This window comes from Streptomyces hoynatensis (genome assembly GCF_003626535.1).
Taxonomy (GTDB): Bacteria; Actinomycetota; Actinomycetes; order Streptomycetales; family Streptomycetaceae; genus Streptomyces; species Streptomyces hoynatensis.
The window spans coordinates 77,059-103,646 of record NZ_RBAL01000016.1; the positions used below are offsets into that span (position 1 = coordinate 77,059).

24 protein-coding genes and 1 pseudogene are annotated in these 26,588 nt (G+C 74.5%); 8 read left to right on the forward strand and 17 right to left on the reverse strand.

The window, feature by feature from the left end:
• Positions 1 to 299: 299 nt before the first annotated feature.
• Positions 300 to 1,361: a hypothetical protein gene (locus tag D7294_RS23325; RefSeq protein ID WP_147450901.1), complete on the reverse strand. Its 1,062-nt coding sequence runs from the start codon at positions 1,359 to 1,361 to the stop codon at positions 300 to 302.
• A 173-nt stretch (positions 1,362 to 1,534) separates the two neighbouring features.
• Between D7294_RS23325 and D7294_RS23330 the strand changes: the two genes are divergently transcribed.
• On the forward strand, positions 1,535 to 2,536 hold the full coding sequence (locus D7294_RS23330) for an adenosine deaminase (RefSeq protein WP_241562580.1): 1,002 nt from the start codon (positions 1,535 to 1,537) through the stop codon (positions 2,534 to 2,536).
• The gene (locus tag D7294_RS23335) at positions 2,524 to 3,210 is read left to right on the forward strand and encodes a glycerophosphodiester phosphodiesterase (protein WP_120682956.1); all 687 of its coding nucleotides are present in this window, start codon (positions 2,524 to 2,526) and stop codon (positions 3,208 to 3,210) included. The genes D7294_RS23330 and D7294_RS23335 overlap by 13 nt, the downstream gene beginning before the upstream one ends.
• A gap of 60 nt (positions 3,211 to 3,270) precedes the next feature.
• Here the strand turns inward: D7294_RS23335 and D7294_RS23340 are convergent, their stop codons facing one another.
• Positions 3,271 to 4,704 (reverse strand): gamma-aminobutyraldehyde dehydrogenase, encoded by a 1,434-nt coding sequence (locus tag D7294_RS23340; RefSeq protein WP_120682958.1) that lies wholly within the window; start codon positions 4,702 to 4,704, stop codon positions 3,271 to 3,273.
• Between the two features lie 365 nt (positions 4,705 to 5,069).
• Between D7294_RS23340 and D7294_RS23345 the strand changes: the two genes are divergently transcribed.
• On the forward strand, positions 5,070 to 5,777 hold the full coding sequence (locus D7294_RS23345) for an ABC transporter ATP-binding protein (protein WP_120682960.1): 708 nt from the start codon (positions 5,070 to 5,072) through the stop codon (positions 5,775 to 5,777).
• Entirely contained in the window at positions 5,759 to 6,964 is a 1,206-nt protein-coding gene (locus D7294_RS23350; protein WP_120682962.1) for a hypothetical protein, read from the forward strand. The genes D7294_RS23345 and D7294_RS23350 overlap by 19 nt, the downstream gene beginning before the upstream one ends.
• 291 nt (positions 6,965 to 7,255) lie before the next feature.
• On the opposite strand, the pseudogene D7294_RS23355 reads toward D7294_RS23350, so the two are convergent.
• From D7294_RS23355 to rpsB, 9 genes and pseudogenes are all read right to left on the reverse strand, one after another.
• Positions 7,256 to 8,308 (reverse strand): annotated as a pseudogene (locus D7294_RS23355) (ABC transporter ATP-binding protein); the annotation flags it as partial.
• 10 nt (positions 8,309 to 8,318) lie between these two features.
• A complete protein-coding gene (locus D7294_RS23360) occupies positions 8,319 to 9,959 on the reverse strand; it encodes an ABC transporter permease (protein ID WP_120682964.1) in 1,641 nt (546 codons plus the stop codon).
• 10 nt (positions 9,960 to 9,969) lie between these two features.
• Complete coding sequence (locus tag D7294_RS23365) at positions 9,970 to 11,070, reverse strand: thiamine ABC transporter substrate-binding protein (protein WP_120682966.1); 1,101 nt, start codon at positions 11,068 to 11,070, stop codon at positions 9,970 to 9,972.
• Between the two features lie 193 nt (positions 11,071 to 11,263).
• Positions 11,264 to 12,370, reverse strand: a complete 1,107-nt coding sequence (gene rlmN / locus D7294_RS23370; protein ID WP_120682968.1) for a dual-specificity RNA methyltransferase RlmN — start codon at positions 12,368 to 12,370, stop codon at positions 11,264 to 11,266.
• Between the two features lie 55 nt (positions 12,371 to 12,425).
• On the reverse strand, positions 12,426 to 13,427 hold the full coding sequence (locus D7294_RS23375) for a phosphatidate cytidylyltransferase (RefSeq protein WP_120682970.1): 1,002 nt from the start codon (positions 13,425 to 13,427) through the stop codon (positions 12,426 to 12,428).
• Positions 13,428 to 13,431: 4 nt separating this feature from the next.
• Positions 13,432 to 13,989 (reverse strand): ribosome recycling factor, encoded by a 558-nt coding sequence (frr, locus tag D7294_RS23380; protein ID WP_120683088.1) that lies wholly within the window; start codon positions 13,987 to 13,989, stop codon positions 13,432 to 13,434.
• Positions 13,990 to 14,034: 45 nt separating this feature from the next.
• Positions 14,035 to 14,772 carry a UMP kinase gene (pyrH, locus tag D7294_RS23385; protein WP_120682972.1) on the reverse strand — a complete coding sequence of 246 codons (738 nt, stop codon included), beginning with the start codon at positions 14,770 to 14,772 and terminating at the stop codon, positions 14,035 to 14,037.
• A gap of 187 nt (positions 14,773 to 14,959) precedes the next feature.
• Positions 14,960 to 15,796, reverse strand: a complete 837-nt coding sequence (gene tsf / locus D7294_RS23390) for a translation elongation factor Ts (protein WP_120682974.1) — start codon at positions 15,794 to 15,796, stop codon at positions 14,960 to 14,962.
• A gap of 160 nt (positions 15,797 to 15,956) precedes the next feature.
• Positions 15,957 to 16,820 (reverse strand): 30S ribosomal protein S2, encoded by an 864-nt coding sequence (gene rpsB, locus D7294_RS23395; RefSeq protein ID WP_120682976.1) that lies wholly within the window; start codon positions 16,818 to 16,820, stop codon positions 15,957 to 15,959.
• Positions 16,821 to 17,223: 403 nt separating this feature from the next.
• Between rpsB and D7294_RS23400 the strand changes: the two genes are divergently transcribed.
• The 4 genes from D7294_RS23400 (at position 17,224) to whiG (ending at position 21,390) form a co-directional block, all read left to right on the forward strand.
• Entirely contained in the window at positions 17,224 to 17,610 is a 387-nt protein-coding gene (locus D7294_RS23400) for a YraN family protein (RefSeq protein ID WP_120682978.1), read from the forward strand.
• A complete protein-coding gene (locus D7294_RS23405; protein ID WP_120682980.1) occupies positions 17,610 to 19,223 on the forward strand; it encodes a YifB family Mg chelatase-like AAA ATPase in 1,614 nt (537 codons plus the stop codon). Before D7294_RS23400 ends, D7294_RS23405 begins: the two co-directional genes overlap by 1 nt.
• Positions 19,220 to 20,395, forward strand: a complete 1,176-nt coding sequence (dprA, locus tag D7294_RS23410) for a DNA-processing protein DprA (protein ID WP_120682983.1) — start codon at positions 19,220 to 19,222, stop codon at positions 20,393 to 20,395. The genes D7294_RS23405 and dprA overlap by 4 nt, the downstream gene beginning before the upstream one ends.
• A gap of 152 nt (positions 20,396 to 20,547) precedes the next feature.
• The gene (gene whiG, locus D7294_RS23415; protein WP_120682985.1) at positions 20,548 to 21,390 is read left to right on the forward strand and encodes an RNA polymerase sigma factor WhiG; all 843 of its coding nucleotides are present in this window, start codon (positions 20,548 to 20,550) and stop codon (positions 21,388 to 21,390) included.
• Here whiG and D7294_RS32660 read toward each other — a convergent pair.
• From D7294_RS32660 to lepB (D7294_RS23445), 6 genes are all read right to left on the reverse strand, one after another.
• Complete coding sequence (locus D7294_RS32660; protein WP_206619555.1) at positions 21,326 to 22,234, reverse strand: M23 family metallopeptidase; 909 nt, start codon at positions 22,232 to 22,234, stop codon at positions 21,326 to 21,328. The two genes, whiG and D7294_RS32660, sit on opposite strands and share 65 nt — an antisense overlap.
• 107 nt (positions 22,235 to 22,341) lie before the next feature.
• On the reverse strand, positions 22,342 to 22,677 hold the full coding sequence (locus D7294_RS23425) for a DUF2469 domain-containing protein (protein WP_120682987.1): 336 nt from the start codon (positions 22,675 to 22,677) through the stop codon (positions 22,342 to 22,344).
• Positions 22,678 to 22,690: 13 nt separating this feature from the next.
• A complete protein-coding gene (gene lepB, locus D7294_RS23430) occupies positions 22,691 to 23,452 on the reverse strand; it encodes a signal peptidase I (RefSeq protein WP_120682989.1) in 762 nt (253 codons plus the stop codon).
• A 70-nt stretch (positions 23,453 to 23,522) separates the two neighbouring features.
• The gene (gene lepB, locus D7294_RS23435) at positions 23,523 to 24,674 is read right to left on the reverse strand and encodes a signal peptidase I (protein WP_241562573.1); all 1,152 of its coding nucleotides are present in this window, start codon (positions 24,672 to 24,674) and stop codon (positions 23,523 to 23,525) included.
• On the reverse strand, positions 24,604 to 25,872 hold the full coding sequence (gene lepB, locus D7294_RS23440; RefSeq protein ID WP_241562574.1) for a signal peptidase I: 1,269 nt from the start codon (positions 25,870 to 25,872) through the stop codon (positions 24,604 to 24,606). The genes lepB (D7294_RS23435) and lepB (D7294_RS23440) overlap by 71 nt, the downstream gene beginning before the upstream one ends.
• Positions 25,865 to 26,560 (reverse strand): signal peptidase I, encoded by a 696-nt coding sequence (gene lepB / locus D7294_RS23445; RefSeq protein WP_120682993.1) that lies wholly within the window; start codon positions 26,558 to 26,560, stop codon positions 25,865 to 25,867. Before lepB (D7294_RS23445) ends, lepB (D7294_RS23440) begins: the two co-directional genes overlap by 8 nt.
• Positions 26,561 to 26,588: the final 28 nt, after the last annotated feature.

Below are 26,588 nucleotides of genomic sequence, written 5' to 3' on the forward strand. Positions count from 1 at the left end.
GGGCGCCGCCCGGTGCCGTACCGTCGGTCGCGTAGCGAGAGCAGCCAGACTCCCGCACTCCTTAACGGACCGATCCGCCCGCCCCACACCCCCCGGGGCGTGCGGCCGTCCGCCGAGTGACCAGGACCGCCCCGGAGCCTCTCCCCCCTCGCTCCGGGGCGGTGGCCGTGCATGTGGCCGTTCAGAGCCGAAACGCGCCCGCCGCCCGCATCTCGCGGGCGGCGGGCGCGTCTTCGTGCCGGGGGGGTCGTTCCCGGGAGCCGCGCGGCGGGCCCGTGGACGGGACCCCGCGCGGCGGCTCAGGCGTCGAGGCCGCCGTCCGCGCCGCCGCCGTCGCCGGGATCTCCCGAGCCGCCGCCGTTGCCCTGGGCCACCGACGGGGGCAGGTCGAACTCCCAGTAGCCCCACTCGTAGTCGTCGCCAGGGGCGTAGTCCACGTCGATGGCCCCCGAGCGCGACACCAGGGTGACGGTGAACGACAGCCGGGTCGTGGCGCCGGGCGCGAGGCTCCCCGGCGCCTGGCTGCGGACCACGTCCGCCTCGCCCACCCGGACGTCGCCGATCCAGATCCGGAAGCGGTCCGCGGTGACCTCGGCGGTGTCCTCGCCGCCGTTGGTGACGTTCAGCGAGAGGAGGACGGTGTCGCTGTCGATGGCGGACTCGGGCGCGTCGAAGGTGACCCGCACGCCGTTCTCGAAGGCGACCTCCTCGCCCTGCCCGGCCAGGTACTCCGAGCCCGCCTCCGTCTCCACCTCCACCGAGGCGCCGCCCCAGATCACCAGCACCACGGTGAGCACCAGGGAGATCAGGGTGGTGCCGGCGCCGGTCCACAGGCCGCCGAGCGCCGCCTTGCGGTTGGTGGCGGCGCCGCTCCTGGCCCGGCCGAAGCCCACGAAGCCGAAGATCAGCGCGAGCACGCCCAGGGACAGCGTGAGCGGGCTGAGCACGAACGTCCAGCACAGCGAGGCGCCGACGATGCCCAGGACGAGCGCGGCGGTGCCGGGCCCGTTGCGCGGCGCGAACGGGAGCTGCGGCCAGCCCGCGACTCCCGGGTGCAGGCCCGGGTGCACGGCCGTCTGCACGCCCGACAGGCCCGGCTGCGGGACCCCGGCGAACTGCGTGAACTGCGTGCCCTGTGCCGGCCCGGCCTGCGGACCCGCGTACCCCGGCGGATAGGGCTGGTGCGGCACCCCCTGACCGCCCGCGGGCGCGGGGGCCTGCCACGTCGTCGTCGCCGGCCCGGCGGGCGGGGCCGTGGCCGGGGCCGCGCCCTGCGGCGGCCCCGCCGCCGGTGGCGGCGGCACGGGGGGAGCGTTCTCGTCCGGCGGACGGAACGGGTTGGGCTGCTGCTCGGCAGTCACAGGACCTCCCAATCGTTGGCCACACCTTACGGGGCGTGGGGCCGGGCAGGGCACCCACCTACGATGGAGGCGCACCCGAACTCTCCCGGGAGGGCCCCTTGTCCCAGCCGTCCGCACCGTCCGAGCCGCCGCGGTCGCCCGAGGCCGCCGCCCCCGCCGGCCTCGGCGCCTTCATCGCCGGCCTGCCCAAGGCGGAGCTGCACGTCCACCACGTCGGCTCGGCCTCGCCGCGCATCGTGGCCGAGTTGGCCGCCCGGCACCCCGACTCGCCCGTGCCCAAGGACCCCGCGGAGCTCGAACGGTACTTCACCTTCCGGGACTTCGCGCACTTCATCGAGGTCTACCTCTCGGTCGTCGACCTCATCAGGGACGCCGAGGACATCCGGCTGCTCACCTACGAGGTCGCCCGGGACATGGCCCGGCAGAACATCCGCTACGCCGAACTCACCGTCACCCCCCACTCCTCCGTGGCCCGCGGCATCCCCGACCTCGCCTTCATGGAGGCCATCGAGGACGCCAGGAAGGCGGCGGAGCGCGAGCTCGGCGTCGTCCTGCGCTGGTGCTTCGACACCCCGAGCGAGCTCGGGCTCCCGGCCGCCGCCGAGACCGTCCGGATGGCCTGCGAGCTGCGCCCGGAGGGGCTGGTCTCCTTCGGCCTCGGCGGCCCCGAGATCGGCTGGCCCAGGCCGCCGTTCAAGCCGTACTTCGACCGCGCCATCGCCGCCGGGCTGCACAGCGTCCCGCACGCCGGGGAGACCACCGGCCCGCAGACGGTGTGGGACGCGCTGACCGAGCTGCGCGCCGAGCGCATCGGGCATGGCACGAGCGCCGCCAGGGACCCGCGGCTGCTCGCCCACCTCGCCGAGCACGGCATTCCGCTCGAGGTCTGCCCGACCTCGAACGTGGCGACCAGGGCCGTGCCCTCCCTGGCGGAACACCCGCTGCCGCAGCTGGTGGCGGCGGGCGTGACGGTCACCGTCAACTCCGACGACCCGCCCATGTTCGGCACCGACCTGAACACCGAGTACGCCCATGCCGCCCGGCTGCTCGGCCTGGACGCGGCGGGGGTCGCCGAGCTCGCGAAGAACGCGGTGCGGGTCTCCTTCCTCGACGCCGCGGGCAAGGCCAGGCTGACCGCCGAGATCGACGGGTACCTGGCGGCGTGGCCCGGGTGAGCGCGGTCGCCCACCGCGGCGACCCCTACCGGGCCAGGGAGAACACCCTGGCCTCCTTCGCCTCCGCGGTCGCCGCGGGCGCCGACGCCGTCGAGCTGGACGTGCGCACCACCGCGGACGGGGTGCCGGTAGTCCTGCACGACCCCACGCTGAAGCGGCTGTGGGGGCAGGACGTGCCGGTGGCGGAGCTGACCGCGGCCGAGCTGGCCGACCGCACCGGCGGCGGCGTGCCGACGCTGTGCGCGGCGCTCGACGTGACGGCGCCGGTGCGCACGCTGATCGACCTGCCGGAGCGCTCGGCCGCGATCGCGCGGGCGGCCCTGGACGCGGTCCGGGAGGCGGGCGCGGCCGGGCGGGTCTACTACTGCGGCGATCCGGCGGCGCTGCGCACGGTGCGGGAGGCGGAGCCCGAGGCGGAGATCTGCCTGACCTGGAAGCGCGCCTCGTGGCCGCGCGAGCCGCTGCTCGCCGCGCTGCGCCCGCGCTGGCTCAACTACCGTTTCGGCCTGATCACCCCGGAGACGATCGAGCGCGCCCACGCCAGGGGCTGCCTGGTCTCGGCCTGGACCGCCGACAGCCGCCGCACCATGCGGCGGCTGCTCGCGCTCGGCGTCGAGTCGATCACGACCAACAGGATCGGCGCCCTGCGGGCCGAGCTCGCCGCCCGCCGCTGAGCGCGGGCCCCCGGCCGGCCGCCGCCACGGCGGCGGCCGGGAGGCGCAGCGGCGGGCCGGTCAGAGGGCCGTCATCACGTGCTTGACGCGGGTGTAGTCCTCCAGGCCGTAGGAGGACAGGTCCTTGCCGTAGCCCGACTTCTTGAAGCCGCCGTGCGGCATCTCGCCCACCAGCGGGATGTGCGTGTTGATCCACACGCAGCCGAACTCCAGGTCCCGCGACATCCGCATGGCCCGGGCGTGGTCCCTGGTCCACACCGAGGAGGCGAGGCCGTACTCCACATCGTTGGCGAGGGCCACCGCCTGCGCCTCGTCGGCGAACTTCTGCACCGTGACGACGGGCCCGAACACCTCCTCCTGGATGATCTCGTCCTCCTGACGGCAGCCGGTCACCACCGTGGGCGCGTAGAACCAGCCCCGCTCCCCCACCCGGTGGCCCCCGGTGACGACCTTGGCGTGCGGGGGCAGGCGGTCGATGTAGCCGGAGACCTTGGCCAGGTGGGCGGCGTTGTTGAGCGGGCCGTAGAAGCACTCGGGGTCGGCGGGGTCGCCCGTCTTCACCTCGGCCGCCGCCTTCGCGAGGGCGGCCGTGAACTCCTCGTGCACCGACTCGTGCACCAGCACCCGGGTGGCCGCGGTGCAGTCCTGGCCGGCGTTGAAGAAGCCGGCGTCCCTGATCCCGGCGACCGCGGCGTCGAGGTCGGCGTCCTCGAAGACGACGCAGGGCGCCTTGCCGCCGAGCTCCAGGTGCACCCGCTTGAGGTCCCTGGCGGCGCTGGCCGCCACCTCCGTGCCGGCCCGCACCGAGCCGGTGATCGAGGCCATCGCCGGGGTCGGGTGCTCCACCATCAGCCGGCCGGTGTCCCGGTCGCCGCACACCACGTTGAACACGCCGGCCGGCAGGATCTCGCCCAGCAGGCCCGCCACGAAGACCGCCGAGGCCGGGGTGGTGTCCGAGGGCTTGAGCACCACCGTGTTCCCCGCGGCCAGGGCGGGGGCGAACTTCCAGACGGCCATCATCACCGGGTAGTTCCACGGCACGACCTGGGCGCAGACCCCGACCGGCTCGCGCCGGACGAAGGAGGTCATCCCCGCCATGTACTCGCCGGCCGACTTGCCTTCGAGCATGCGGGCGGCCCCGGCGAAGAACCGGATCTGCTCCAGCATCATCGGCAGCTCCTCCTGCCGGGTCAGCTCCAGCGGCTTGCCGGTGTTCTCGCACTCCACGGCGAGGAGTTCGTCGGCGTGCCGCTCGAAGGCGTCGGCGATCCGCAGCAGCGCCAGCTGCCTGGCCGCGGGGGTGGTCGCGCGCCACTCGGGGAAGGCGGCGGCGGCCGCGGCCATGGCGGCGTCCACGTCCGCCGCGCCGGACAGCGGGGCGGTGGCGTAGCCCACGCCCGTGGCCGGGTCGACCACCTCGGTGGTCCGCCCGTCGGCGGCGTCGCGGAACTCTCCGTTGATGTAGTTGCGCAAACGGCGCGGCTCGGCGGTCACGGCACCCTCCTGCGTTCTGATCGGCTTGCTGCTCGCCTGCCCGTCAGGCCCCGGGTCCCCGGGTCCGGCCCCTCACCCTATGCCCGGTGCCCCTCTCCCCGACACCGCCGAACGCGACAGATCCACCATCAACGGCGGGCTCATCCCGTAAAAACGACGCCCATTGTGCGTTGATGAACGATATTTTCCCGAACTCGCGCCAGGCCGTGCACCGTCCGGAGGATTCTTCGGACTACTCCGCCGAGTCGCCCGCCCGGGGTCAGCGCCCCTGTGTCAGCGTGCAGGGGTGCCTGTGACGGATTCCCCGACCGCTCGTTCACCCGGTCGGGGGAGTTGAGGCGATACGAGCGGAGGCGCCGAAGACCATGGCCCCACCCGACAACGACGTACTCTGGGCGCGCGGCCTGCACCACGCGTACCACGGCTCACCCGCGCTGCTCGGCGTCTCCCTTGGCGTCCGGCAGGGCGAGATCCTCGCGGTCACCGGAGCGCGCGGCAGCGGCAAGACCACGCTGCTCGGCTGCCTGTCCGGGCTGCTGCTCCCGGACGACGGCGAGGTCTGGTTCAACAGCGTGCCCGTCCACACCCTCTCCCCCACCGCGCGGGAGCGGCTGCGCCGCGACCGCTTCGGCTGGGTCGGGGACCGCCCGCAGCTCGTCGAGGAGCTGACCGCCTGGGAGAACGCCGCCCTGCCCCTGCTGCTGGCCGGGACCGGGCACCGCAAGGCCAAGCGGGCCGCCATGGAGTGGCTGGAGCGGCTGGACGTCGGCGGCTGCGCCCACAAGCGCCCCTGGGACCTGCTGCAGTCCCAGCGCCAGCGCATCGCGCTGGCCAGGGCCCTGGTCCACGAGCCCGACGTGCTGTTCGCCGACGAGCCGACCGCCCCGCTGCACCAGGCCGACCGGGCCCAGGTGCTGCGCACCCTGACCACGGCCGGCCGCTCCCACGGCATCACCGTCGTGCTCGCCACCCACGACCCCGAGGTGGCCACCCTCGCCGACCGCACCCTCACCATCGTCGACGGCCGCCCCCAGGGCGCGCCCACCGAAGCGGCATGCTCGCTCTCCGCCTAGCCCGGGGCTCCCACCCCGCGGTGCTGTGCCGCCGGCTGCTGCTGGCCTGCGCCGCGGGCGGAGTCGGCTTCCTGCTCCTGAGCGCGCTCGCCTACGCGGTCGGCCACCCCGGGGGAGGGCGGCCCGCGGTGCTGCGGCTGGCCTGGTGCGCGGTGCCCCTGGCCGCCACCCTGCACCTCGCCGTCGTGGTCGCCAGGTCGGAGCCCGCCGCCGGCTCGCGCCGCGGCCTCGCCGTGGTGGGCGTGGGGCCGGCCAGGCTTCCGGCCCTCGCCGCCGTCTCCACCGCCTCCGCCGCCCTCCTCGGCAGCCTCCTCGCCCTGCTGGCCTTCCTGCTGCTGCGCGGGGACCTCGCCGGCCTGCCACTGCACGGCGCGGCGGCGGGCGTGCTCCCCGAGAGCGAGCCGCTGCCGGCCGGCGCCGTACTCACCCTGCTCTCGGTCGCCCCGGCCGGCGCCGCGGCCGCCGGCGCCCTGGCGCTGCGCCCCGGGCGCACCCACCGCCGCAGGCCGCCGGCCGCCCCGCCCGGCGGCGCCGACGTGGCCGCCGTCACCCGCGCCGAGCCGGATCTGCCGGTGCCCAACGGCCTCCCCTGGGGCACGGCCCTGACCGGCAGCGGCATCGCGCTGAGCGGATACGCCGGCATGGACACCGCGATCGAGCCCGACGGCTGGCTCCCGCTCACCGGCACCCTGGGCGGCGCGACCCCCGGCGTGGTCGGCGGCTGGCTGCTCATGGTCGCCGGGCTGGTGCTCGCCGCCCCGGGCGTCGTCCACCTGTGCGGCCTGCTGCTTGCCACCGGACGGCCCGGCGTGCTGCGGCTGCTGGCCGGGCGGGTCCTCCAGGAGGAGGCACACCGGGTGGGCCGCCCGATGGGGGCGCTGTGCGCGGCCTCGGCCGCGGTGCTCGTGCTGGCCGACCTCGACGGGCTCGGCCAGTTCGGCCCGCTGGGCAACCTGGGTCTCGGCATCGTCCTGGTCTGCGCCCTGGCGGCGGTGGCCACCGCCGCCGACGAGGCCAGATCGGCCCGCCGGCCGGCCACCGCCCTGCTGCTGCGGCTCGGCGCCTCCCGCGGCCTGCTGCGCGGCGCGGCCCTGGCCAGGATCGCCACCCTGCTCGCCGCCTTCGTCCCGCTGACCTGGCTGGTCGCCCAGCTGATGGCGCTGCCGACCGGCTCCGGCCTCGCCTGAGCCGGCGCGCCGCGCCCGCGGCCCGGCCGCTCGCCGGTGCGGCAACGCCGGGCGCCGCTCACCCCGCGCCGCTCACCCCGCGGCCTGCCGCCCGGCGCCCCCGGAGGCGCGCCCCGCCCCCGGCCCGGGGATCTTCCCGGTGCCCTCGGCGTTTCCCACGGTTTCGGCGCCCCCGAAGTCCGCCGGGCCCGCGGCGGGTTCGGGGCTTCCGGGACTCCCCGCGCGCCCCGTGGCTGCGGGCCGCGCCGGGTGGGCCGCGATCCGCGCCGGGCCGGCGTCCTGCGCTCCCGGCAGCAGCACCACCTCGGCCGGGTCGAAGGACACCCGTACCCGCCGGCCCTCGGCCGGCGCCGCCTCGGCCGGGCAGGCGGCCTCAAGAGCCGGCCCGGACTCCGGCGCGAGCAGGAGCAGCACGTGGTCGCCGCGGAAGGTGCGGGCCCGCACGGTCGCCCACAGCCCCTCGCCTCCCGCGCCCTCGCCTCCGCCGTCCTCGCCGTCCCCGGCCCCGGCCGTCCGCACCCCTGAGGGCCGCACGAGCAGCAGGCGGCGGCCGGCCGCCTCGCCGCCGGGAAGGGGCACCGGCCCCCAGGGGGTGTCCGCCACCCCCTCGGCCACCGTCGCCCAGGCCACGTTCCTGAAGCCGAGGAACCCGGCGACGAACTCGTCCGCGGGCCGCCGCCACACCTCCAGGGGGCTGCCGGCCTGGGCGATCCGCCCCTCCCGCATCACCACCATCCGGTCCGCGAGCGCGAAGGCCTCCCCCTGGTCGTGGGTGACGGCCAGGACCGTGGTGCCCAGGGACCGGAACAGCTGCCGCAGCTCGACCAGCAGCCGCTCGCGCAGGCCGCGGTCCAGCTGCCCGAAGGGCTCGTCCAGCATCAGCAGCCGCGGCCGCGGCGCCAGCGCGCGGGCCAGGGCCACCCGCTGCTGCTCGCCGCCGGAGAGCGAGCCGACCGGCCGCCGCTGTGCCCCGGGCAGGCCCACCAGGTCGAGGAGTTCGGCGACGCGGCGCTCCGCCTCCCGGCGCGGCACGCCCCGCACCCGCAGGCCGAAGGCGATGTTGCCGCCCACGTCGCGCTGTGGGAAGAGCTGGTGGTCCTGGAACATCAGGCCGACCCCCCGCCGGTGCGCCGGCACCCCTGCCTGGTCGCGCCCGGCGAGCCGGACGGCGCCGCCGGCCACCGGGGTCAGCCCGGCCACGGCCCGCAGCAGCGTCGACTTGCCGCTGCCGCTCGGGCCGAGGACGCAGACGATCTCGCGTTCCGCCACGCTCAGGTCCACCGAGTCCAGCGCGGTCCTCTGGCCGTATCTGACGGTGGTTCCCGCGAGTTCGAGCAGGGCCATGACGATCTCCTCAGACGATCTCGGCGCGGCCGGGGCGGAGGCGTTCGAGCAGCAGCAGGCTCAGCGCGCAGACGAGCATCAGGACGGTGCTCAGGGCCATCGCCTGCCCGTAGTTGAGCTCGCCCGGCCTGCCCAGCAGCCGGGCCACGGCCACCGGCAGGGTCGGGGCGTCCGCCCTGGCGATGAACACCGTGGCCCCGAACTCCCCGAGGGAAACGGCGAAGGCGAAGCCGGCCGCGACCAGCAGGGCCCGCCGCACCAGCGGCAGGTCCACCTCGCGCCAGGCCCGCAGCGGAGAGGCGCCCAGGACCGCCGCCGCCTCCCGCAGCCGCTCGTCCACCGCACGCAGCACCGGCAGCATGACGCGCACCACGAAGGGCGCCCCGACCAGCGCCTGGGCCAGCGGCACCAGCAGCCAGGAGGAACGCAGGTCGAGCGGCGGCTCGTCGAGCGCGATCAGGAAGCCGAAGCCCACCGTGACGGCCGAGGTGCCGAGCGGCAGCATCAGCAGCGCGTCGAAACCCCGGGCCAGCCGGCCCGCCCGCCGGGTCAGGGCCACCGCGGCCAGGCCGCCGACGGCCAGGGCGACGGCGGTGGCCACGGCCGCGTAGCGCAGCGAGTTGCCCACCGCCTCCCAGGCCGGCACCACGAAGGTGCCGCCGTCCGCCGAGGCGAGCGCCCGGTAGTTGGCCAGGCCGAGGCCGTCGGGGCCGGTGAGCGAGCGCTCCACCAGCACGCCCAGGGGCAGCGCCAGCAGCAGCGCGATCACCGCGAGCACCCAGCCGAGCAGCGCCCACTCCCCGGCGCCGCGCGGCCGGTGCGCCGTGTGCGCCGGGTCGACGAGCGCGAGGCTGCTCTCCTGGCGCCGCACCAGCCAGCCGTGCGCCCCGAGCAGCAGGGCCACGGCGGCGAGCTGGATCAGGGAGAGCACGGCCGCGGTCGGCAGGTCGAGCAGCTGCGCGGTCTGCCGGTATATCTCGACCTCGAGCGTCGCGTACCTGATGCCGCCCAGGATCTGCACGGCGCCGAAGGAGGTGAACGCGAAGAGGAAGACCATCAGCGCCGCCGCGGCGAGCGCGGGGGCCAGCGCGGGCAGCGTGACCCGCCGCCAGGCCGCGAAGGGGCCCGCGCCCAGCACCCGGGCGGCCTCCTCCTGGCGCGGGTCGAGCTGCGCCCAGAGCCCGCCCACGGTCCTGACCACGACGGCGAAGTTGAAGAAGGCGTGGGCGAGCAGGATCGCCCACACGCTGTCGTCCAGCCGCACCCCCCACAGCTCGTCGAGCACCCCGCCGCGCCCCAGCAGGGCGAGGAAGGCGGCGCCCGCCACCACGGTCGGCAGCACGAAGGGGACGGTGACCAGGGCGTGCAGCAGCCGGCGTCCGGGGAAGTCGAGCCGGGCGAAGGCGTAGGCGGCGGGCAGGGCCAGGACCAGGGTCAGCGCGGTCGAGGCGGCGGCCTGCCAGACGGTGAACCAGAGCACCCCGGCCAGGTCGGGGTCGCGCAGCACCTCCGCGGCGCGCCCGAACTGCCAGGCGCCCCCCTCGCGCAGCCCGCGCCCGACGATGGCGGTCACCGGGTAGCCGAAGAAGATCCCGAAGAACGCCAGGGGCGGGGCGAGCAGCGCGAGCCTGACCGCCGCGGCGCGGCTCATCCGGCGCTCCTCACCTGACGACCAGCGAGGTCCAGTCGTCGATCCACTCCTCGCGGTGCTCGGCGATGTCCCCGGGGTCCAGCCGGTACGGATCCTCGATCGTCTCCCCGTACCTCGTGTAGACCTCGGGCAGCTGCGCCTCCGGCAGCACCGGGTCCACGAACATCTGCAGCGGCATGTCCTCCTGGAAGGCGCGGCTCAGCAGGAAGTCGATCAGCGCCCGGCCGCCCTCGGGGTTCCCCGCGCCCGTCAGCAGGCCGGCGAACTCGACCTGCCGGAAGCAGGTTCCGGCGGACACCCCGGTCGGTGCCTGATCGGGGAGGTCGTCGCCCGCGTAGTAGACCCCGGCCGGCGGGCTCGACGCGTAGGAGACGACCAGCGGCCTGTCGCCGTGGCCGGCGCCGGAGAACCGCTCGTCGTAGGCCGTCTCCCAGCTGTCGACGACCTCCACGCCGTTGTCCGCCAGCCGCTGCCAGTAGTCCTGCCAGCCGTCCTCGCCGAAGGCCGAGACCGTCGCGAGCAGGAAGCCGAGGCCGGGGGAGGAGGTCGCGGCGTTCTCCACCACGAGCAGGTCGGCGTAGGCCGGGTCGGTCAGGTCGTCCAGGGAGGCGGGCGGGTCGAGGTGGTGGTCCGCGAAGTAGGCGCGGTCGTAGTTGACGCAGATGTCGCCGGTGTCCACGGGGGTCACCCGGTGCTGCTCCGCGTCGAGTTGGACCTCCGCGGGGATCGCGTCGAGGCCGGCCGCCTCGTAGGGCTCGAAGAGGTCGGCGTCCAGGGCCCTGGAGAGCAGGGTGTTGTCCACGCCGAAGAGTACGTCGCCCTGCGGGTGGCCCTGGGAGAGGATGGCCTGGTTCACCATGACGCCCGCGTCGCCGCCGCGCACCACGTGCACCTCGTAGCCGGTCTCCTCGGTGAACTGCGCCAGGACCTCGTCGGAGGCGAGGAACGAGTCGTGGGTGACCAGCGTGACGTCCTTGCCGCCCGAGCCGCCGCCTTCCTCCCCGTCTCCTTCGCCCGAGCCTCCGCCCGAGCAGGCGGCGAGCAGGCCGAGGGCGAGGGCCAGGCCGGCGGCCGTCGCGGTGCGGGAGGTGGCGGAACCGATGCGCTTCATCGTGCTGCTTTCTCGGCGAGGGCGGCACAAGGCAGCACGGGAGAGAGTCCGAACTTCCTACCCAGCATGACCTGGGCGAGGTTCGAGGGTCTGCGGCCGGTGCCGCACTCTCAGCGCTGCGAGCGCTCCCCTGTCGGAATATGTGACTGTTTTCGGCCGCCTACGATAGCAGCGTGCCGGGCGGGCGGCCGGTTCAGCGTTCGGCCGCCGCCAGCTGGCCGCAGGCCCCCTCGATCTCCTGGCCCCTGGTGTCCCTGACGGTCACCGGCACGCCGTGGGACTCCAGCGCGGCGACGAACGCCCGCTGGTCCTCGGGGCGCGAGGCGGTCCACTTGGAGCCGGGCGTCGGGTTGAGCGGGATCAGGTTGACGTGCGCCCCGCGGCCGCGCACCAGCCTGGCCAGCCGATCGGCCCGCCAGGCCTGGTCGTTGATGTCCCGGATCAGGGCGTACTCGATGGAGATCCGCCGCCCCGACCTCTCCGCGTACTCCCAGGCCGCGTCGAGGACCTCGCGGACCTTCCACCGGGTGTTGACCGGGACCAGGGTGTCGCGGAGCTCGTCGTCGGGGGCGTGCAGCGAGACGGCCAGGCGGCAGCTGAGGCCCTCGCCGGCGAGCCGGTGGATGGCGGGGACGAGGCCGACGGTGGAGACGGTGATGCCGCGCTGGGACAGGCCCACGCCGTCCGGGCCCTCGTCCGTCAGCCGCCGGATCGCCCCGACGACGCGGCGGTAGTTGGCCAGCGGCTCGCCCATTCCCATGAACACGATGTTGGACAGCCGCGCCGGGCCGCCGGGCACCTCCCCGTCCCGCAGGGCGCGCATCCCGTCGACGATCTGGTGGACGATCTCGGCGGTGGAGAGGTTGCGGTCGAGACCGGCCTGGCCGGTGGCGCAGAACGGGCAGTTCATCCCGCAGCCCGCCTGCGAGGAGACGCACATGGTGACCCGGTCCGGGTAGCGCATCAGCACCGACTCGACCAGCGTGCCGTCGTGCAGCCGCCACAGCGTCTTGCGGGTGGCGCCCGCGTCGCAGCTGATGTGGCGGACGGTGGTCATCAGCCGGGGCAGCAGCGCCTGGGCCAGGCGCTCCCTGGCCGCGGCCGGGATGTCCGTCCAGGCGGCCGGGTCGTCCGTGAACCGCCCGAAGTAGTGCCGCGAGAGCTGCGCGGCGCGGAACGGCTTCTCGCCGAGCGCGGCCACCGCCTCGCGGCGTTCGGCCGGCGTGAGGTCGGCGAGGTGCCGCGGGGGCTTGGCGGCCCCCCGCGGCGCGATGAACGTGAGCTCTCCGGGTGCAGGCATGGTCTGGCCAGTGTCGCAGATCCCGGGCCCACGCCCGGACGCCGGGGCCCGCCGCTCAGCCGGCTCCGACGAAGACCCGCAGCAGCAGCCAGACGACGGGCGCCGTGGGCAGCAGGGAGTCGAGCCGGTCCATGATCCCGCCGTGCCCCGGCAGCAGCGTCCCCATGTCCTTGATGCCGAGGTCCCGCTTGATCATCGACTCGCCCAGGTCGCCGAGGGTGGCGCTGACGGCGGCGCCGAGCCCGACGACGAGGCCCTGCCACCAGACGCCGTCGTCCACCAGGAACTGCAGGCACAGCGCGCCCGCCACCATGGCAAAGAGCACGGCGCCCGCCAGGCCCTCGACGGTCTTGCCCGGGCTGATCCTCGGGGCCAGCTTGTGCCGCCCGAGGCGGAAGCCGACGGCATAGGCGCCGGTGTCGCTGACGACGGTCAGCAGGAGAAAGGTGAGCACCCGCCAGGGCCCGTCGTCCGCGGCGAGCATCACGGCCACGAACGAGGCGAGGAACGGGACATAGAAGGCGGCGAACACGCCCGCGGTCACGTCCCGCAGGTAGTTCTCCGGGGGCCTGGCCATCCGCCACACCAGCACCGCGAGCGCGGTGAACGACACCGCGATCCAGGCGCCCTGCGCGTGCCAGAAGTACCCCGAGACGACCGTCGCGGCGCCGCCGAGGGCGAGCGGCACCAGCGGCGGGCGGATCTGCTTGCGCTCGGAGAGGCGGGCCGCCAGTTCCCAGAGGCCGACGACCACGGCCACCGCTATCACGCCGAGGAAGACGGGCTTGTAGACGAAGATCGAGGCCAGGACCACGGCGCCGAGGCCCGCCCCGACCCCGATGGCGGCACGCAGGTCGCGCCCCCCGCGCTTCCTGGGCTTGGCCGGCTCCGGCCCGTGCGCGCTCCCGTCGCCTGGACGGGGTGGGGTGATCGACATGGGCCGAGTCTGCGCCGATTCCCCGGCGTCGCGCGAGGGACCCGCCGGAACGCCGCCGGCCTGCCCGGACTGCCCGAGGAACCCGGCGGCCGGGGACGGCCCCCAGGATGATTCAGTCACGGGGTCAGACCTCGAGGAGTTCGGCTTCCTTGTGCTTGAGCAGCTCGTCCACCTGGGCGACGTACTTCGCCGTGGTGTCGTCGAGTTCCTTCTCGCCGCGCCGTCCCTCGTCCTCGCCGACCTCGCCGTCCTTGATGGCCTTGTCGATGGTCTCCTTCGCCTTGCGGCGGATGCCGCGGATCGAGATCCGCGCGTCCTCGCCCTTGGACCTGGCCACCTTGATGAACTCCCGGCGCCGCTCCTCGGTCAGCTCCGGGAAGACCACCCGGATGATGTGGCCGTCGTTGGTCGGGTTGACGCCGAGGTCGGAGTCGCGGATCGCCTGCTCGATGTTGCGCAGCGCGTTCTTGTCGAACGGCGTCACGACGGCCATCCGCGCCTCGGGCACGGAGAAGGACGCCAGCTGGTTGATGGGGGTCTTGGTGCCGTAGTACTCGGCCACGATCTTGTTGAACATCGCCGGGTGCGCACGGCCGGTGCGGATCGCGGCCAGATCCTCCTTGGCGACCACGACCGCCTTCTCCATCTTCTCCTCGGCCTCGAGGAGGGCTTCTTCGATCACCACGTGCTCCTGGTTCGATGTGTCCGATGTGTGAGTGACGGTGAATCAGGCCCGTCGGCCCTGGCTGTTGACGAGTGTGCCGATCTTCTCACCCTTTACCGCGCGGGCGATATTGCCCTCCGCGAGCAGTTCGAACACGAGGATGGGGAGCTGGTTGTCCCGGCACAGCGTGATGGCGGTCGAGTCGGCGACCTTGAGGTCCCGCGTGATCACCTCGCCGTAGTCGAGCGCGTCGAACTTGACGGCGTCGGCGTTCTTCGCCGGGTCGGAGTCGTAGACCCCGTCCACGCCGTTCTTGCCCATCAGCAGCGCCTCGGCGTGGATCTCCAGGGCCCGCTGGGCGGCCGTGGTGTCCGTGGAGAAGTAGGGCATGCCCATGCCCGCGCCGAAGATGACCACCCGGCCCTTCTCCAGGTGGCGCACCGCGCGCAGCGGGATGTAGGGCTCCGCGACCTGCCCCATGGTGATCGCGGTCTGCACCCGGGAGTCGATCCCCTCCTTCTCCAGGAAGTCCTGGAGGGCCAGGCAGTTCATGACCGTGCCGAGCATGCCCATGTAGTCGGAACGGGCCCGGTCCATGCCGCGCTGCTGCAACTCGGCACCGCGGAAGAAGTTACCGCCGCCGATGACCACGGCGATCTGTGCGCCGTCGCGCACCACCGCGGCGATCTCGTGGGCCATCTTGTGCACGACATCGGGGTCGACACCGAGCCCTCCGCCGCCCGCGAAGGCTTCTCCCGACAGCTTCAGCAGGAAACGCCGGGGTTTGTCGTCCTGGTTCATCGACCTCTCCTCGTGCACACACCAAGGAGGCCACTGCCGGCGGAGTTCGCACGGTTCCCCGTAGGGCAATGGCCTCCTCGCGACAACTGCGGCCGTCCCGGGCGCCCGGCCCGGGGGCGGACGGCCTTCCGCCCGACAATAGCCGGGAGTCGCCCCGTCCGCCCCCGACGGCGCGGAACCGCTCCGGTCAGGCGCCGACGCGGAAGCGGGCGAAGGACCTGACGGTGACGCCCGCCTCGCTCAGCACCTTCTGGACGGTCTTCTTGTTGTCCTTGGCGAAGGGCTGGTCGAGGAGGACGTTCTCCTTGAAGTAGCCGTTCACCCGGCCCTCGACGATGCGCGGCAGGGCGGCCTCCGGCTTGCCCTCCTCGCGGGCGGTGGCCTCGGCGATGCGGCGCTCGCTCTCGACGACGTCGGCGGGGACGTCGTCACGGCTCAGGAAGCCGGGCGCGAACGCGGCGATGTGCTGCGCGACGTCCTTGGCGGTCTCGGCGTTGGGCTCGGCCAGCTGGACCAGGACGCCGACCTGCGGGGGCAGGTCGGGGCTGGTGCGGTGCAGGTAGGAGGCGACGTAGCCGCCGGTCAGGTAGGCGAAGCGGTCCAGGACGATCTTCTCGCCCAGGCTCGCGTTGGCCTCGTCCACGTAGTTCTGCACGGACTTGCCGGCCTCGATCTCCGAGGTGAGCAGCGTGCCGAGGTCCGCGGGGGCGGTGGCGAAGACGTGCTCCGCGATCGCCTTGGCGACCGCCTGGAACTTGTCGCCCTTCGCCACGAAGTCGGTCTCGCACTTCAGCTCGACCAGCACGCCCTTGGCGTTGTCCTCGGCGATCAGGGAGACGACCGCGCCGTTCTCGGCCGTGCGACTCTCGCGCTTGGCCACGCCCTTCTGGCCCTTGACGCGCAGGATCTCGACGGCCTTGGTGACATCGCCCTCGGCCTCGTCCAGCGCCTTCTTGCAGTCCATCATGCCCGCGCCCGTCAGCTCACGGAGCTTCTTGACGTCTACGGCGGTGAAGTTCGCCATGGTTACGTGATTCTCTTCCGGAATGTGGTCGGATCGCTTGGCTTGCGCCGGAGTCGACGGCGGGGCCGGGGGCGCTGCCCGGCCCCGCCCTCGGGGGCTCTGCCCCCGGCGTCCGGCGGCGGGTGCCCGCCGCCGGGTGGGGGCCGTGCCGCGACGGCCGTCAGGCCTGCGCGGGGGTGTCGCTCTCGCCGGCGGCGGGGGCCTCGGCGGCGGCGGCGCCCTCCTCGCCCTGCTGCTCCGCGGCCTTGGCCTCGGCGCCCTGGAGCAGCTCCCGCTCCCACTCCGGCAGCGGCTCACCGGCCGGCTTGCCGCCCTCCTTGACCTCGGCGGCGCCGGAACGGGCGATCAGGCCCTCGGCGACGGCGTCGGCGATCACCCGGGTCAGCAGCGTGACGGAGCGGATCGCGTCGTCGTTGCCCGGGATCTTGTAGTCGACCTCGTCGGGGTCGCAGTTGGTGTCGAGGATCGCGACGACCGGGATGCTCAGCTTGCGGGCCTCGCCGACGGCGATGTGCTCCTTCTTGGTGTCCACGATCCAGACGGCGCTCGGCACCTTCTGCATGTCGCGGATGCCGCCGAGGGTCTTCTCCAGCTTGGCCTTCTCGCGGGAGAGGACCAGCAGTTCCTTCTTCGTGAGGCCGGAGGCGGCCACGTCCTCGAAGTCGATCTGCTCCAGCTCCTTGAGCCGCTGCAGCCGCTTGTGGACGGTCGAGAAGTTGGTGAGCATGCCGCCGAGCCAGCGCTGGTTGACGTACGGCATGCCGACGCGGGCCGCCTGCTCGGCGATGGCCTGCTGGGCCTGCTTCTTGGTGCCGACGAACATGACCGTGCCGCCGTGGGCGACGGTCTCCTTGACGAACTCGTAGGCGCGGTCGATGTAGGACAGCGACTGGAGCAGGTCGATGATGTAGATGCCGTTGCGCTCGGTGAAGATGAAGCGCTTCATCTTCGGGTTCCACCTGCGGGTCTGGTGCCCGAAGTGGACGCCGCTCTCCAGCAACTCCCGCATCGTGACGACGGCCATGGCCGTTCTCCTTGTGACGCTCGGTTGTTCGCGCCGTCCGGCTGGGCGGCGCTCCTGACGCCCCGGCGCGCTGCGCCACGGGCCGGAGAGTGCGGACCGGACCGTGGACCGAGATACGCGGCCACCGCGGCGCCGCGGCGGGGCCGGAGCGCCGAAGTGGCGGGGCATGCGAGGTCGATCCGGGGACCCCGGATCGCCACGAGCAGTGTACGGGACATGGGGAGTGGGGGGCGACAGGCCGCCTGCGGGCCCCGGGGGGCAGTCCCCGCCGGCGTCCCCGGCTCCCCGCCTCACCCACACGAGTGAGCGAGTTTTCCACATCCGGCGGGTTGTCCACAGATTTCGACCAAGATCCACTCGCCCTTCCGCCTTCGGTCACCGTGGGTGGCGGAGGTGTTACGTGATGAACCATCGAACGGCGCTCGGCCGCTTCGGCGAGGACCTGGCGGTGCGCACCCTGAGGACGGCGGGCCTGACCGTCCTCGAGCGGAACTGGCGCTGCCGGGCCGGCGAGATCGACATCGTGGCGCAGGACCCGGCGGGCCGCGGCAGGACGCTGGTGGTCTGCGAAGTGAAGACCAGGCGCGGCGGCGGATACCAGCACCCGATGGCCGCGCTGACCCCGCGCAAGGCGGAGCGGCTGCGCGAGCTCGCGCAGTGGTGGCTGTGCGAGCGCTGGCTCGCGGTGCACGAGTCCCTGCCGCCGGGCGGGGTGCGCATCGACCTGGTGGGGGTGCTGCTGCCGGGCCGCGGGGCCCCGGTCGTGGAGCACGCGAAGGGGGTGGCGTGATGGCCTTCGCCCGCACCTGCGCGGTGGCCCTCGTCGGCGTCGAGGGGGTGGTGGTCGAGGTCCAGGCCGACCTGGAGCCGGGAGTGGCGGCCTTCTCCCTGGTGGGCCTCGCGGACAAGTCGCTCAGCGAGAGCCGGGACCGGGTGCGCGCCGCGGTGGTCAACTCGGGGGCGCCCTGGCCGCAGCGGAAGCTGACGGTCGGGCTCAGCCCGGCCGCGGTGCCCAAGTGCGGCAGCGGCTTCGACCTCGCGGTGGCCTGCAGCGTGCTCGCGGCCTCCGAGCGGATCGACCCGCGGTCCATCGCGGACGTGATGATGATCGGCGAGCTGGGCCTCGACGGCCGGGTGCGGCCGGTGCGCGGGGTGCTGCCCGCGGTCCTCACGGCGGCCGACGCGGGATACCGGCAGGTGGTGGTGCCGGAGCAGGCCGCGGCCGAGGCCGCGCTGGTGCCCGACGTGGCCGTGCTCGGGGTGCGCAGCCTGCGGCAGCTGATCGCCCTGCTCGCGGACGAGCCGGTCCCCGAGGAGCCGCCGGCGGAGGAGCCGGGCGGCCGGTGGGCGGGCCCGGGTCCGGGCTGGGGCGAGGCCTGTCCGGCCGGCCTCCTCCTGTCCCCGGGCGGCGAGCACCCTCCCGACCTGGCGGAGGTCTCCGGGCAGCGGCTGGCCCGCAGGGCCCTGGAGGTGGCCGCGGCGGGCCGCCACCACCTGTTCCTCAAGGGCCCGCCGGGGGCGGGCAAGACGATGCTGGCGGAGCGGCTGCCGGGCCTGCTGCCGCCGCTGACCAGGCAGGAGGCGCTTGAGGTGACCGCGGTGCACTCGGTGAGCGGCTCGCTGCCCGCCGGCCGGCCGCTGATCGACCGCCCGCCCTACTGCGCCCCGCACCACTCGGCGTCCATGGCGGCGCTGGTCGGCGGCGGCGCCGGGCTGCCGCGGCCGGGGGCCGTGTCCCTCGCCCACCACGGCGTGCTCTTCCTCGACGAGGCCGCCGAGATGAGCGGGCAGGTGCTCGACGCGCTGCGCCAGCCGCTGGAGTCGGGGCACGTCGTGGTCGCCAGGTCGGCCGGGGTGATGCGGATGCCGGCCAGGGTGCTGCTGGTGCTGGCGGCCAATCCCTGCCCCTGCGGCAGGCACGGCACGTCCGCCGGGGACTGCGACTGCCTGCCAGGCACCGTCAGGCGGTACCGGGCGCGCCTGTCGGGCCCCTTGCTCGATCGGGTGGACCTTCGGGTGCCCGTGGAGCCGGTGAGCCGGGCCGAGCTGGTCTCCGGCGGCGGCGGGGGCGAGCCGACCGCGGCGGTGGCGGCCCGGGTGCTCGAGGCCAGGCAGCGGGCAGGCGAGCGCTTCTCCGGCACCCCCTGGCGGACGAACTCGGAGGTGCCAGGACACCAGTTGCGCACCCGCTGGGCGCCGCCGCCCGGCGCCCTGGCCAGGGCGGAGCACGACATGGACCGCGGCCTGCTGACGGCTCGCGGCCTCGACCGGGTGCTGCGGGTGGCCTGGACGGTCGCCGACCTGGCGGGGCACGACCGGCCCACCGCCGGGGACGTGGACGCGGCGCTCGAGCTGCGCACCGGGGTGCGGCGGGGCGCGGGCATCGTGGGCAGCCTGCCGTGAGCCGGGAGGAGGAGGGCGAGCCGCCACGGGACCGGCTGGCCAGGGCGGCCCTGACCCGGATCGCCGAGCCGGGCGACGAGACGGTGGGCCGGTGGGTCGCGGAGCTCGGGCCGGCGGAGGTGTGGGAGGCGGTGTGCGAGGATCGCCGGCTGCCCGCCGCCTCGGCCGACCGCTGGGCCGGCCTGCGGCTGCGCGCCGCCCGGGCGGCGCCCGAGCGCGACCTGCGGGTGATCGCACGGCTCGGCGGGCGCTTCCTGTGCCCGGGGGACCGGGAGTGGCCCACGCAGCTCGACGCGCTGGGTGCCGCGAGACCGCTCGGCCTGTGGGTGCGCGGCGCCTGCTCGCTGCGGTTCGTCGCCCTGCGCTCGGTGGCGCTGGTGGGCGCCAGGGCCTGCACCGACTACGGCACGCACGTCGCCTGCGAGTGCGCCGGCGCGCTGGCGGAGCGCGGCTGGACGGTGGTCTCCGGGGCCGCGTACGGGATCGACGCCGCCGCGCACCGCGGCGCGCTGGCCGCGGGGGGCCCGACGGTGGCGGTGCTGGCCTGCGGGGTGGACGTCGATTATCCGGCGGCGCACCAGGAGCTGCTGCGCGCCATCGCGGAGTGCGGCCTGGTCCTCGCCGAGCTGCCGCCCGGCGAGCACCCCACGCGCGGCCGCTTCGTCCAGCGGAACCGGGTGATCGCCGCGCTGACCCGCGGCACCGTGGTGGTGGAGGCGGCACGGCGCAGCGGCTCGCTGAACACCGCACGGCACGCCAGGCGGCTCGGCAGGCACCTGATGGCGGTGCCAGGGCCCGTCACCTCGGGGCTCTCGGCCGGGACCCTCAGGCTGCTCCGGGAGGACGCGGTCCCGGTGGGCGACGCCGCGCAGATCGTCGAACTCGTCGGCGACATAGGCGAGTTGGCCGAGGAGAAGGAGGCCGCGGTGGTGCCGCGCGACCTGCTGGCCCCACAGGCGGGCCTGGTGCTCGACGCGCTGCCGGTCTCCCGGCCCACGGAGGCGGCCGAGGTGGCGCGGCGGGCGTGCACCAGCGAGCGGGCGGCCCTGGCCAGGCTGCGCGAGCTGAGCACCCTCGGCTTCGTCGAACGAGTGGGCGACCGCTGGCAGTTGCGCCGCGGCGCGGGCCGACACGCGGAGCCGTGCGCGCACCCGGCCCCGGCCGGTGGGTAACACCACGGTGCGGGCAGCGGAACGTTATTGCGCATCCTCGATCGTTCCGCACCTGCACAACGCGACCCCGCAGTCACGCTACGCTCACAGGGTTTTCTTCGACGAAGCCCCACTTCCCCCACGCACCCCGCAGAAACGGCTCGAGACAGCGCATGCCACAGCACCCCACCGGGCCTCGGCACTCGGCCCCGGCAGCACCGGCCGCGGCGGAGGGCGCCACCCTCCCCAGCGCGCCCACGGCGCTGGACGAGCTGTGGCGCGCCTACAAGGCCACCGGGGACGAGCGGCTGCGCGAGCAGCTGATCCTGCACTACTCGCCGCTGGTCAAGTACGTGGCGGGCCGGGTGAGCGTGGGCCTGCCGCCCAATGTGGAGCAGGCGGACTTCGTCTCCTCGGGGGTGTTCGGCCTGATCGACGCGATCGAGAAGTTCGATCCCGAGCGGTCGATCAAGTTCGAGACCTACGCGATCACCCGCATCCGCGGCGCGATGATCGACGAACTGCGTGCCCTCGACTGGATTCCGCGCTCGGTGCGGCAGAAGGCACGGGCCATCGAGCGCGCCTACGCCACCCTGGAGGCGTCCCTGCGCCGCACCCCCTCGGAGGCGGAGGTCGCCGAGGAGATGGACATCACCCTGGAGGAACTGCACGGCGTCTTCAGCCAGTTGTCGCTGGCGAACGTGGTGGCCCTGGAGGAGCTGCTGCACGCAGGCGGGGACGGCGGGGACCGGCTGAGCCTGATGGACACGCTGGAGGACACCGCAGCGGACAACCCGGTCGAGGTCGCCGAGGACCGGGAGCTGCGCCGCCTCCTGGCCCGTGCCGTCAACACCCTGCCCGAGCGGGAGAAGACGGTGGTCACCCTCTACTACTACGAGGGCCTCACGCTGGCCGAGATCGGCGAGGTGCTCGGCGTCACGGAGAGCCGGGTCAGCCAGATCCACACCAAGTCCGTCCTGCAGCTGCGGGCCAAGCTCGCCGATGTCCATGGCTGAGCCCGCGGCCGCGGCCCCGCAGGCCCCGCCGATGCCGCCCGCCCGCCCCGGCCGGCGGGCGGCCTGGCGCTCCGCCGCCGTCCCGGCGCCCGGCGGGTGCGGAGGGCCCGGCGGGCCCCCCGGTCGGGTGAGCCCCCGGCCCCGGGCCCGGCCGCGCTCCCCGGTCCCCCTGCTCCCGCCGCTCGCCCCGGCCTCCGTGCACCTCGCCGCCCCCACGCTCGCCGGCCCCGCCGCCCCCACGCTCGCCGGCCCCGCCGCCCCCGCGCTCGCCGACCTCGCCGCGGTTCCCGCCCGCGGGCTCCGCCCGCCCCGCCTCGGGAAGCGGGACGCCCGCGGTGGGCAGCAGCCGGGAGGGCCCGCGGCGCAGCAGCTCGGGCGGCAGCAGGCCCAGGGGGTCGAGGTAGGTCTCGCCGCGCAGCAGGCCCCAGTGCAGGCAGGGCTCCGCGCAGTGGTACGGGCCTTCCGCCAGCTCGCCGAGGACCTCCCCCGCCCGCACCCGGTCGCCCGCGGCCACCGCGGGCCGCACCGGCTCGTGGGTGAGCCGCAGCGGCGGGGAGCCGCCGGCGTCGAGTTCCAGGGTGACCACGCCGCGCCCGGCGACCCGGCCGGCGAAGGTCACCACGCCGGCGCCCGCCGCCCGGACCGGGGCGCCGGGCGCGGTGCGGAGATCGACCCCCCGGTGCCCGGCGGCCCAGGGCTCGGGAGGCGGCCGGAAGAGGCGGGCGACCGTGGGGCGCGGCCCGCCCTCGGCCCCCGGCACCGGCCACCGGCCGGGCGGATCGGCCGCCCCGGGCGGCGCCGGGGCGAGCAGGGACGCGGAGAGCAATGCGGCGATCACGAACATGCCCCCACCCTGCCCCGTGAGCCGCGGGCGTGGGGATCAAGCCCGCGAACTGTGGAAAACCGCCCGCCTGTGGAAAAACGTCTCACCCGTGCGGGTGGGTTCGCAGGTCAGCCGGCGCGCCCGCCGCCGAAGCCGGAGTCCTCCGGCAGGTCGAGTTCGCTGCGGTTCAGCTCCTCGATGTTCACGTCTTTGAACGTCAGGACGCGCACGCGTTTGACGAACCTGGCCGGCCTGTACATGTCCCACACCCATGCGTCGGCCATGGAGACCTCGAAAAACACCTCGCCCTGAACCGAGTGCACCTGCATCTCGTAGTCGTTGGTGAGGTAGAAGCGCCGCTCGGTCTCGATCACGTACGTGAACAGCCCGACCACGTCCCGGTACTCCCGGTAGAGCTTCAGCTCCATCTCGGTCTCGTACTTTTCGAGGTCCTCGGCACTCATGGCGTGATCCCCTTCAGCCGTGCGTTCCCTCATTGTGCGCCACTGGCGGCGTTGGCACGCCGTGGCGGTCCGATCGGGACAGCCGGCGGGCCACCGGGCCGTAGGCCGCGCCCACCAGGATGAGCACGGCGCCGATGCCGGTGACGTACAGCAGGGGCACCAGGGGGCCGGAGCCGGAGACGCCGCCGGGCAGCCCGGCGAAGGCATCCGCGGTGGGCAGCGTACGCGCCCGGCTCGGCGGCCAGACGATCGCCTCCACCCGCGCCGAGACCTCCTCGCGCGGCACGCTGCCGGTGCTCGTCTCGGTCAGCATGCTCCGGGAGTCGATGGAGTCGGCCCGGTCGTCGCCCAGCAGGAAGAGCTCGCCTTCGGGCACCGTGACCTCGAAGCGGGTCAGCGAGGCGCCGAAGCCCCCGGCCACATACGGCTCGGATATCGGCTCCCCGTTCACGACGAGGCGCCCGTCCTCGCCACAGCAGCTCACCGTGTCGCCGCCGACCCCGACGACGCGCTTCACGATCAGCGTGTCGCCCCACGCCTCGTCCTCGAAGACGACGACGTCCCCGCGCCGTACCTCGGAACCCTGCACCCGCTCGGCCAGCACCCGGTCGCCCGCGGCGATCAGCGGCGACATCGAGTCGGTCGGCACCGCGTAGGGCTGGTAGAGCACCGCGGCCAGCACGAACCCACCGAGGAACATCACGCAGCCGAGACCGACGGCGAGCCCGGACAGCGCCCGCCCCAGCCGTCCGCCGCGGCGCGCAGCTCCGCTCATCTCGCCCCTCCCGATCGGATGTCCAGGAGGCGACCCTATCGAGCGGCCTGGGCGCTGGGCAGCCCCTTTGTCACTTCCCCCGCGCGGTACGCGCCGCCCGGCGCGCGCCTTTCCGCAGGCCGAGCCCCGCGGGGCGCCGGCGGCGGCGCCACAGCACGAGCGGCACCGCCCCGGCCAGGCCCAGGGCCGAGGGCCCGGCCACCGCGGCCGCGCTGCTGATCTCGCCGTACCCGTCCCCCGCCGGGAGGGTGCTCCAGCGGTTCACCGGCCAGGCGACGACGATCGCGCGGCCGACCACGTCGTCCACCGAGACGGTGCCCTGGCCCTGCAGGTTCTGGTGGTAGCGGGAGTCGAGGGAGTCCTGCCGGTGGTCGCCCATCACCCACAGCCGCCCGTCGGGCACCTCGATCGGGCCGAACGGCCGGTCGTCGCAGGGCGTGCTGCCGGGGAAAAGGTAGTCGCTCTCGTCCAGGGGCTCGCCGTTGACCATGACCTGGCCGCCGCGCTGGCACTCCACCGTGTCGCCGCCCACCGCGATCACGCGCTTGATCAGGTCCTGTTCCGTGGCGGATGGCATCAGGCCGATGGCGCTGAGCACGTCCTGCACGGCGGAGCCGAAGCCGCCGCTGTCGGTGGAGCCGTCGTCGAGCCAGCCGCCCGGGTCCTCGAAGACGACGACGTCGCCGCGCGAGGGCTCGGAGCCGAACCAGGGGGTCAGCTTGTCCACCAGCACCCGGTCCCCGCGCTGGAGGGTGTCCTGCATCGAGTCGGAGGGGATGGAGAACGCCTGGACCAGGAAGGTCTTGATGAGCACCGCGAGCACGACGGCGATGCCGACCAGGAGGGGCAGCTCCTTCCAGAACGAGCGCTGCTTGCGCCGCCGTTGCCCTTGCTCGGCCTCCCCTGCCTTCTCCGTCTCCCCGGCTTCCCCCGTCTCCCCGGCTTCCTCGGGCCCGGGGCCGCCGGAGCCGGGGCCGCCGGCGCCACCGGAGGCCGTCTCGCCGTTCCGGCCACCGCCCTCCCCGGGTGCCCCCGCGCCGAGGGGGCCCTGTTCCGCGGGGTCTTCGGGAGGCGTGGCGGGCCCTGGGGAGGGCGGGGGCGGGTCGGCGCCGGGGCCGCCCGGCGGCTCGGCGCCGCCCTCGCGACCCGCGTCAGCGCGGCCCTCGCCGCCCGGCCCGTCTTCGGGGAAGCCATCGCCGGACGCGGAGTCGTCCCGGCTCACCGGGCTGTCCTCCGGGTCTTCCGCGCCGGGACGGGCGCCCACCGCCACTTCCCCCACATCCGCTCCTCACGATCAGCTCCGGCCCGCGCCGATAACGCAACAGGCCCACCACTCCCATAACGAGTGGGAGTTCCCCAGGAGTCGGGAGGAGGGCGAATTCTTTGTCCGCTCCCGCGTCCCAGCCCCTCTCCAGGGCGTCGGCCGAGGTGGGCGGCGCGTCGGCCACCGCCGAGAACGCCCCGGAGTCGCCGAGCCCCGACCAGTGCGAGAAGGGCCAGGCGATCACGACCGCCCGCCCGACCACCTGGCTCTCCGGCACGGTGCCCTGGTACTCGTCCTCCAGGTGGTACCGGGAGTCCGCCGAGTTCGACCGGTGGTCGCCCATCACGAAGAGGCGTCCCTCGGGCACCTTCACCTCGAACTCGATCTGCGAGGGCGGGTTCCCTGGGTACAGGTAGGGCTCGTCCAGCGGCGTGCCGTTCACGGTGACCCTGCCCTGCTCGTCGCAGCAGGCCACGGTGTCCCCGCCCACGCCGACGACGCGCTTGATCAGGTCCTGGTCGTCCGCGGAGGGCAGCAGCCCGATCCAGGTCAGCGCCTCCTTGACCTGCCGGATCACCACCGGGTCGTCGTCCTGGTCCGGCTGTTCGGGTTCGAGCCAGCCGCCCGGGTCCTCGAAGACCACGACGTCGCCGCGCGAGGGCTCCCAGCCGAACCAGGGGGTGAGCTTGTCCACCAGCACCCGGTCGCTGATCCGGATCGTCTGCTCCATCGATCCGGAGGGGATGACGAACGCCTGCACCAGGAACGTCTTCAGCACCAGCGCGATGAGGAGCGCCGTCCCGACGAGGATGGGTATCTCCCGCGTCGCCCTGGCCCGGCGCCTGCGCTTGATCCGCCGGGCGGCGCGCCTGCGGTCCGCCCTGCCCTCTCCCGGGCCGCGGAGGGGGGCGGGCGGCTCCTCACCCGGGGGCTCGTCTCCGGCACTCGCGGCCTGTCCCGCCGGCTCGGGCTCCCCGAAGGCCGCCGGTCCGCCGAGGGCCGCGGGCTCTCCCGCCGGAGCGGGCTCTCCCCGCGCCGGGGGCTCCTCCCGCGCCGGGGGCTGCGCCGGTGGTGGCGGCTCGTACGCCCGGGGGCTCTCCTCCTGTGGGTCCTCGCCGCGCCGCCGCCCGGGCCTGCGGCGTCCGCGCTCACCCATGATCGGACCGCACGGAGCCCCAGCGGCCGAGCGGCCAGCCGATCCACTCGACCCGGCCGATCACCTTGTCCTCGGGGACGGTGCCGCCCCCAGGCGAGCCGAGGTACTGCCTGGAGTCCGCCGAGTCGGAACGGTGATCACCCATCACCCACAACCGTCCCTCGGGCACCTGGATATCAAACCTGACATTCGAAGGCTTGTCCCCCGGATAGATGTACGGCTCGTCGAGAGCTTCGCCGTTCACTTCGATACGCCCCTCGGCGTCGCAGCAGCTGACCCGGTCCCCGCCGACCCCGATGACCCGCTTCACGTAGTCGGACTCCGCGGGCCTGGCGAGGCCGACCGCGGCGGCGGCGCCGCGCAGCAGGCCGGTCAGCAGGCCGCCGTCGGAGGACTCGGCCGAGAACGACCCCGCTCCGTCGAAGACGACGATGTCGCCGCGCTGGACGTCGTGCCCGAAGCGGTAGGCGAGCCGGTTGACCAGCACCCGGTCCCCGACCTGCAGCGTGCCCTCCATCGAACCGCTCGGGATCAGGAAGGGCTGCATCACGTAGGCGCTCACCAGCGAGGTGGCCAGCACCGTGCACAACAGGGCCGTGACCCACAGACGCACCGAGCGCGACCGCCACCACCGCCCCTGGCGGGAGCTCTGGTCGCGCTCGGGGACCTGCGCGTCTGATTCCGTCACGCCGCGATGGTATACGGCGGCGGAACGG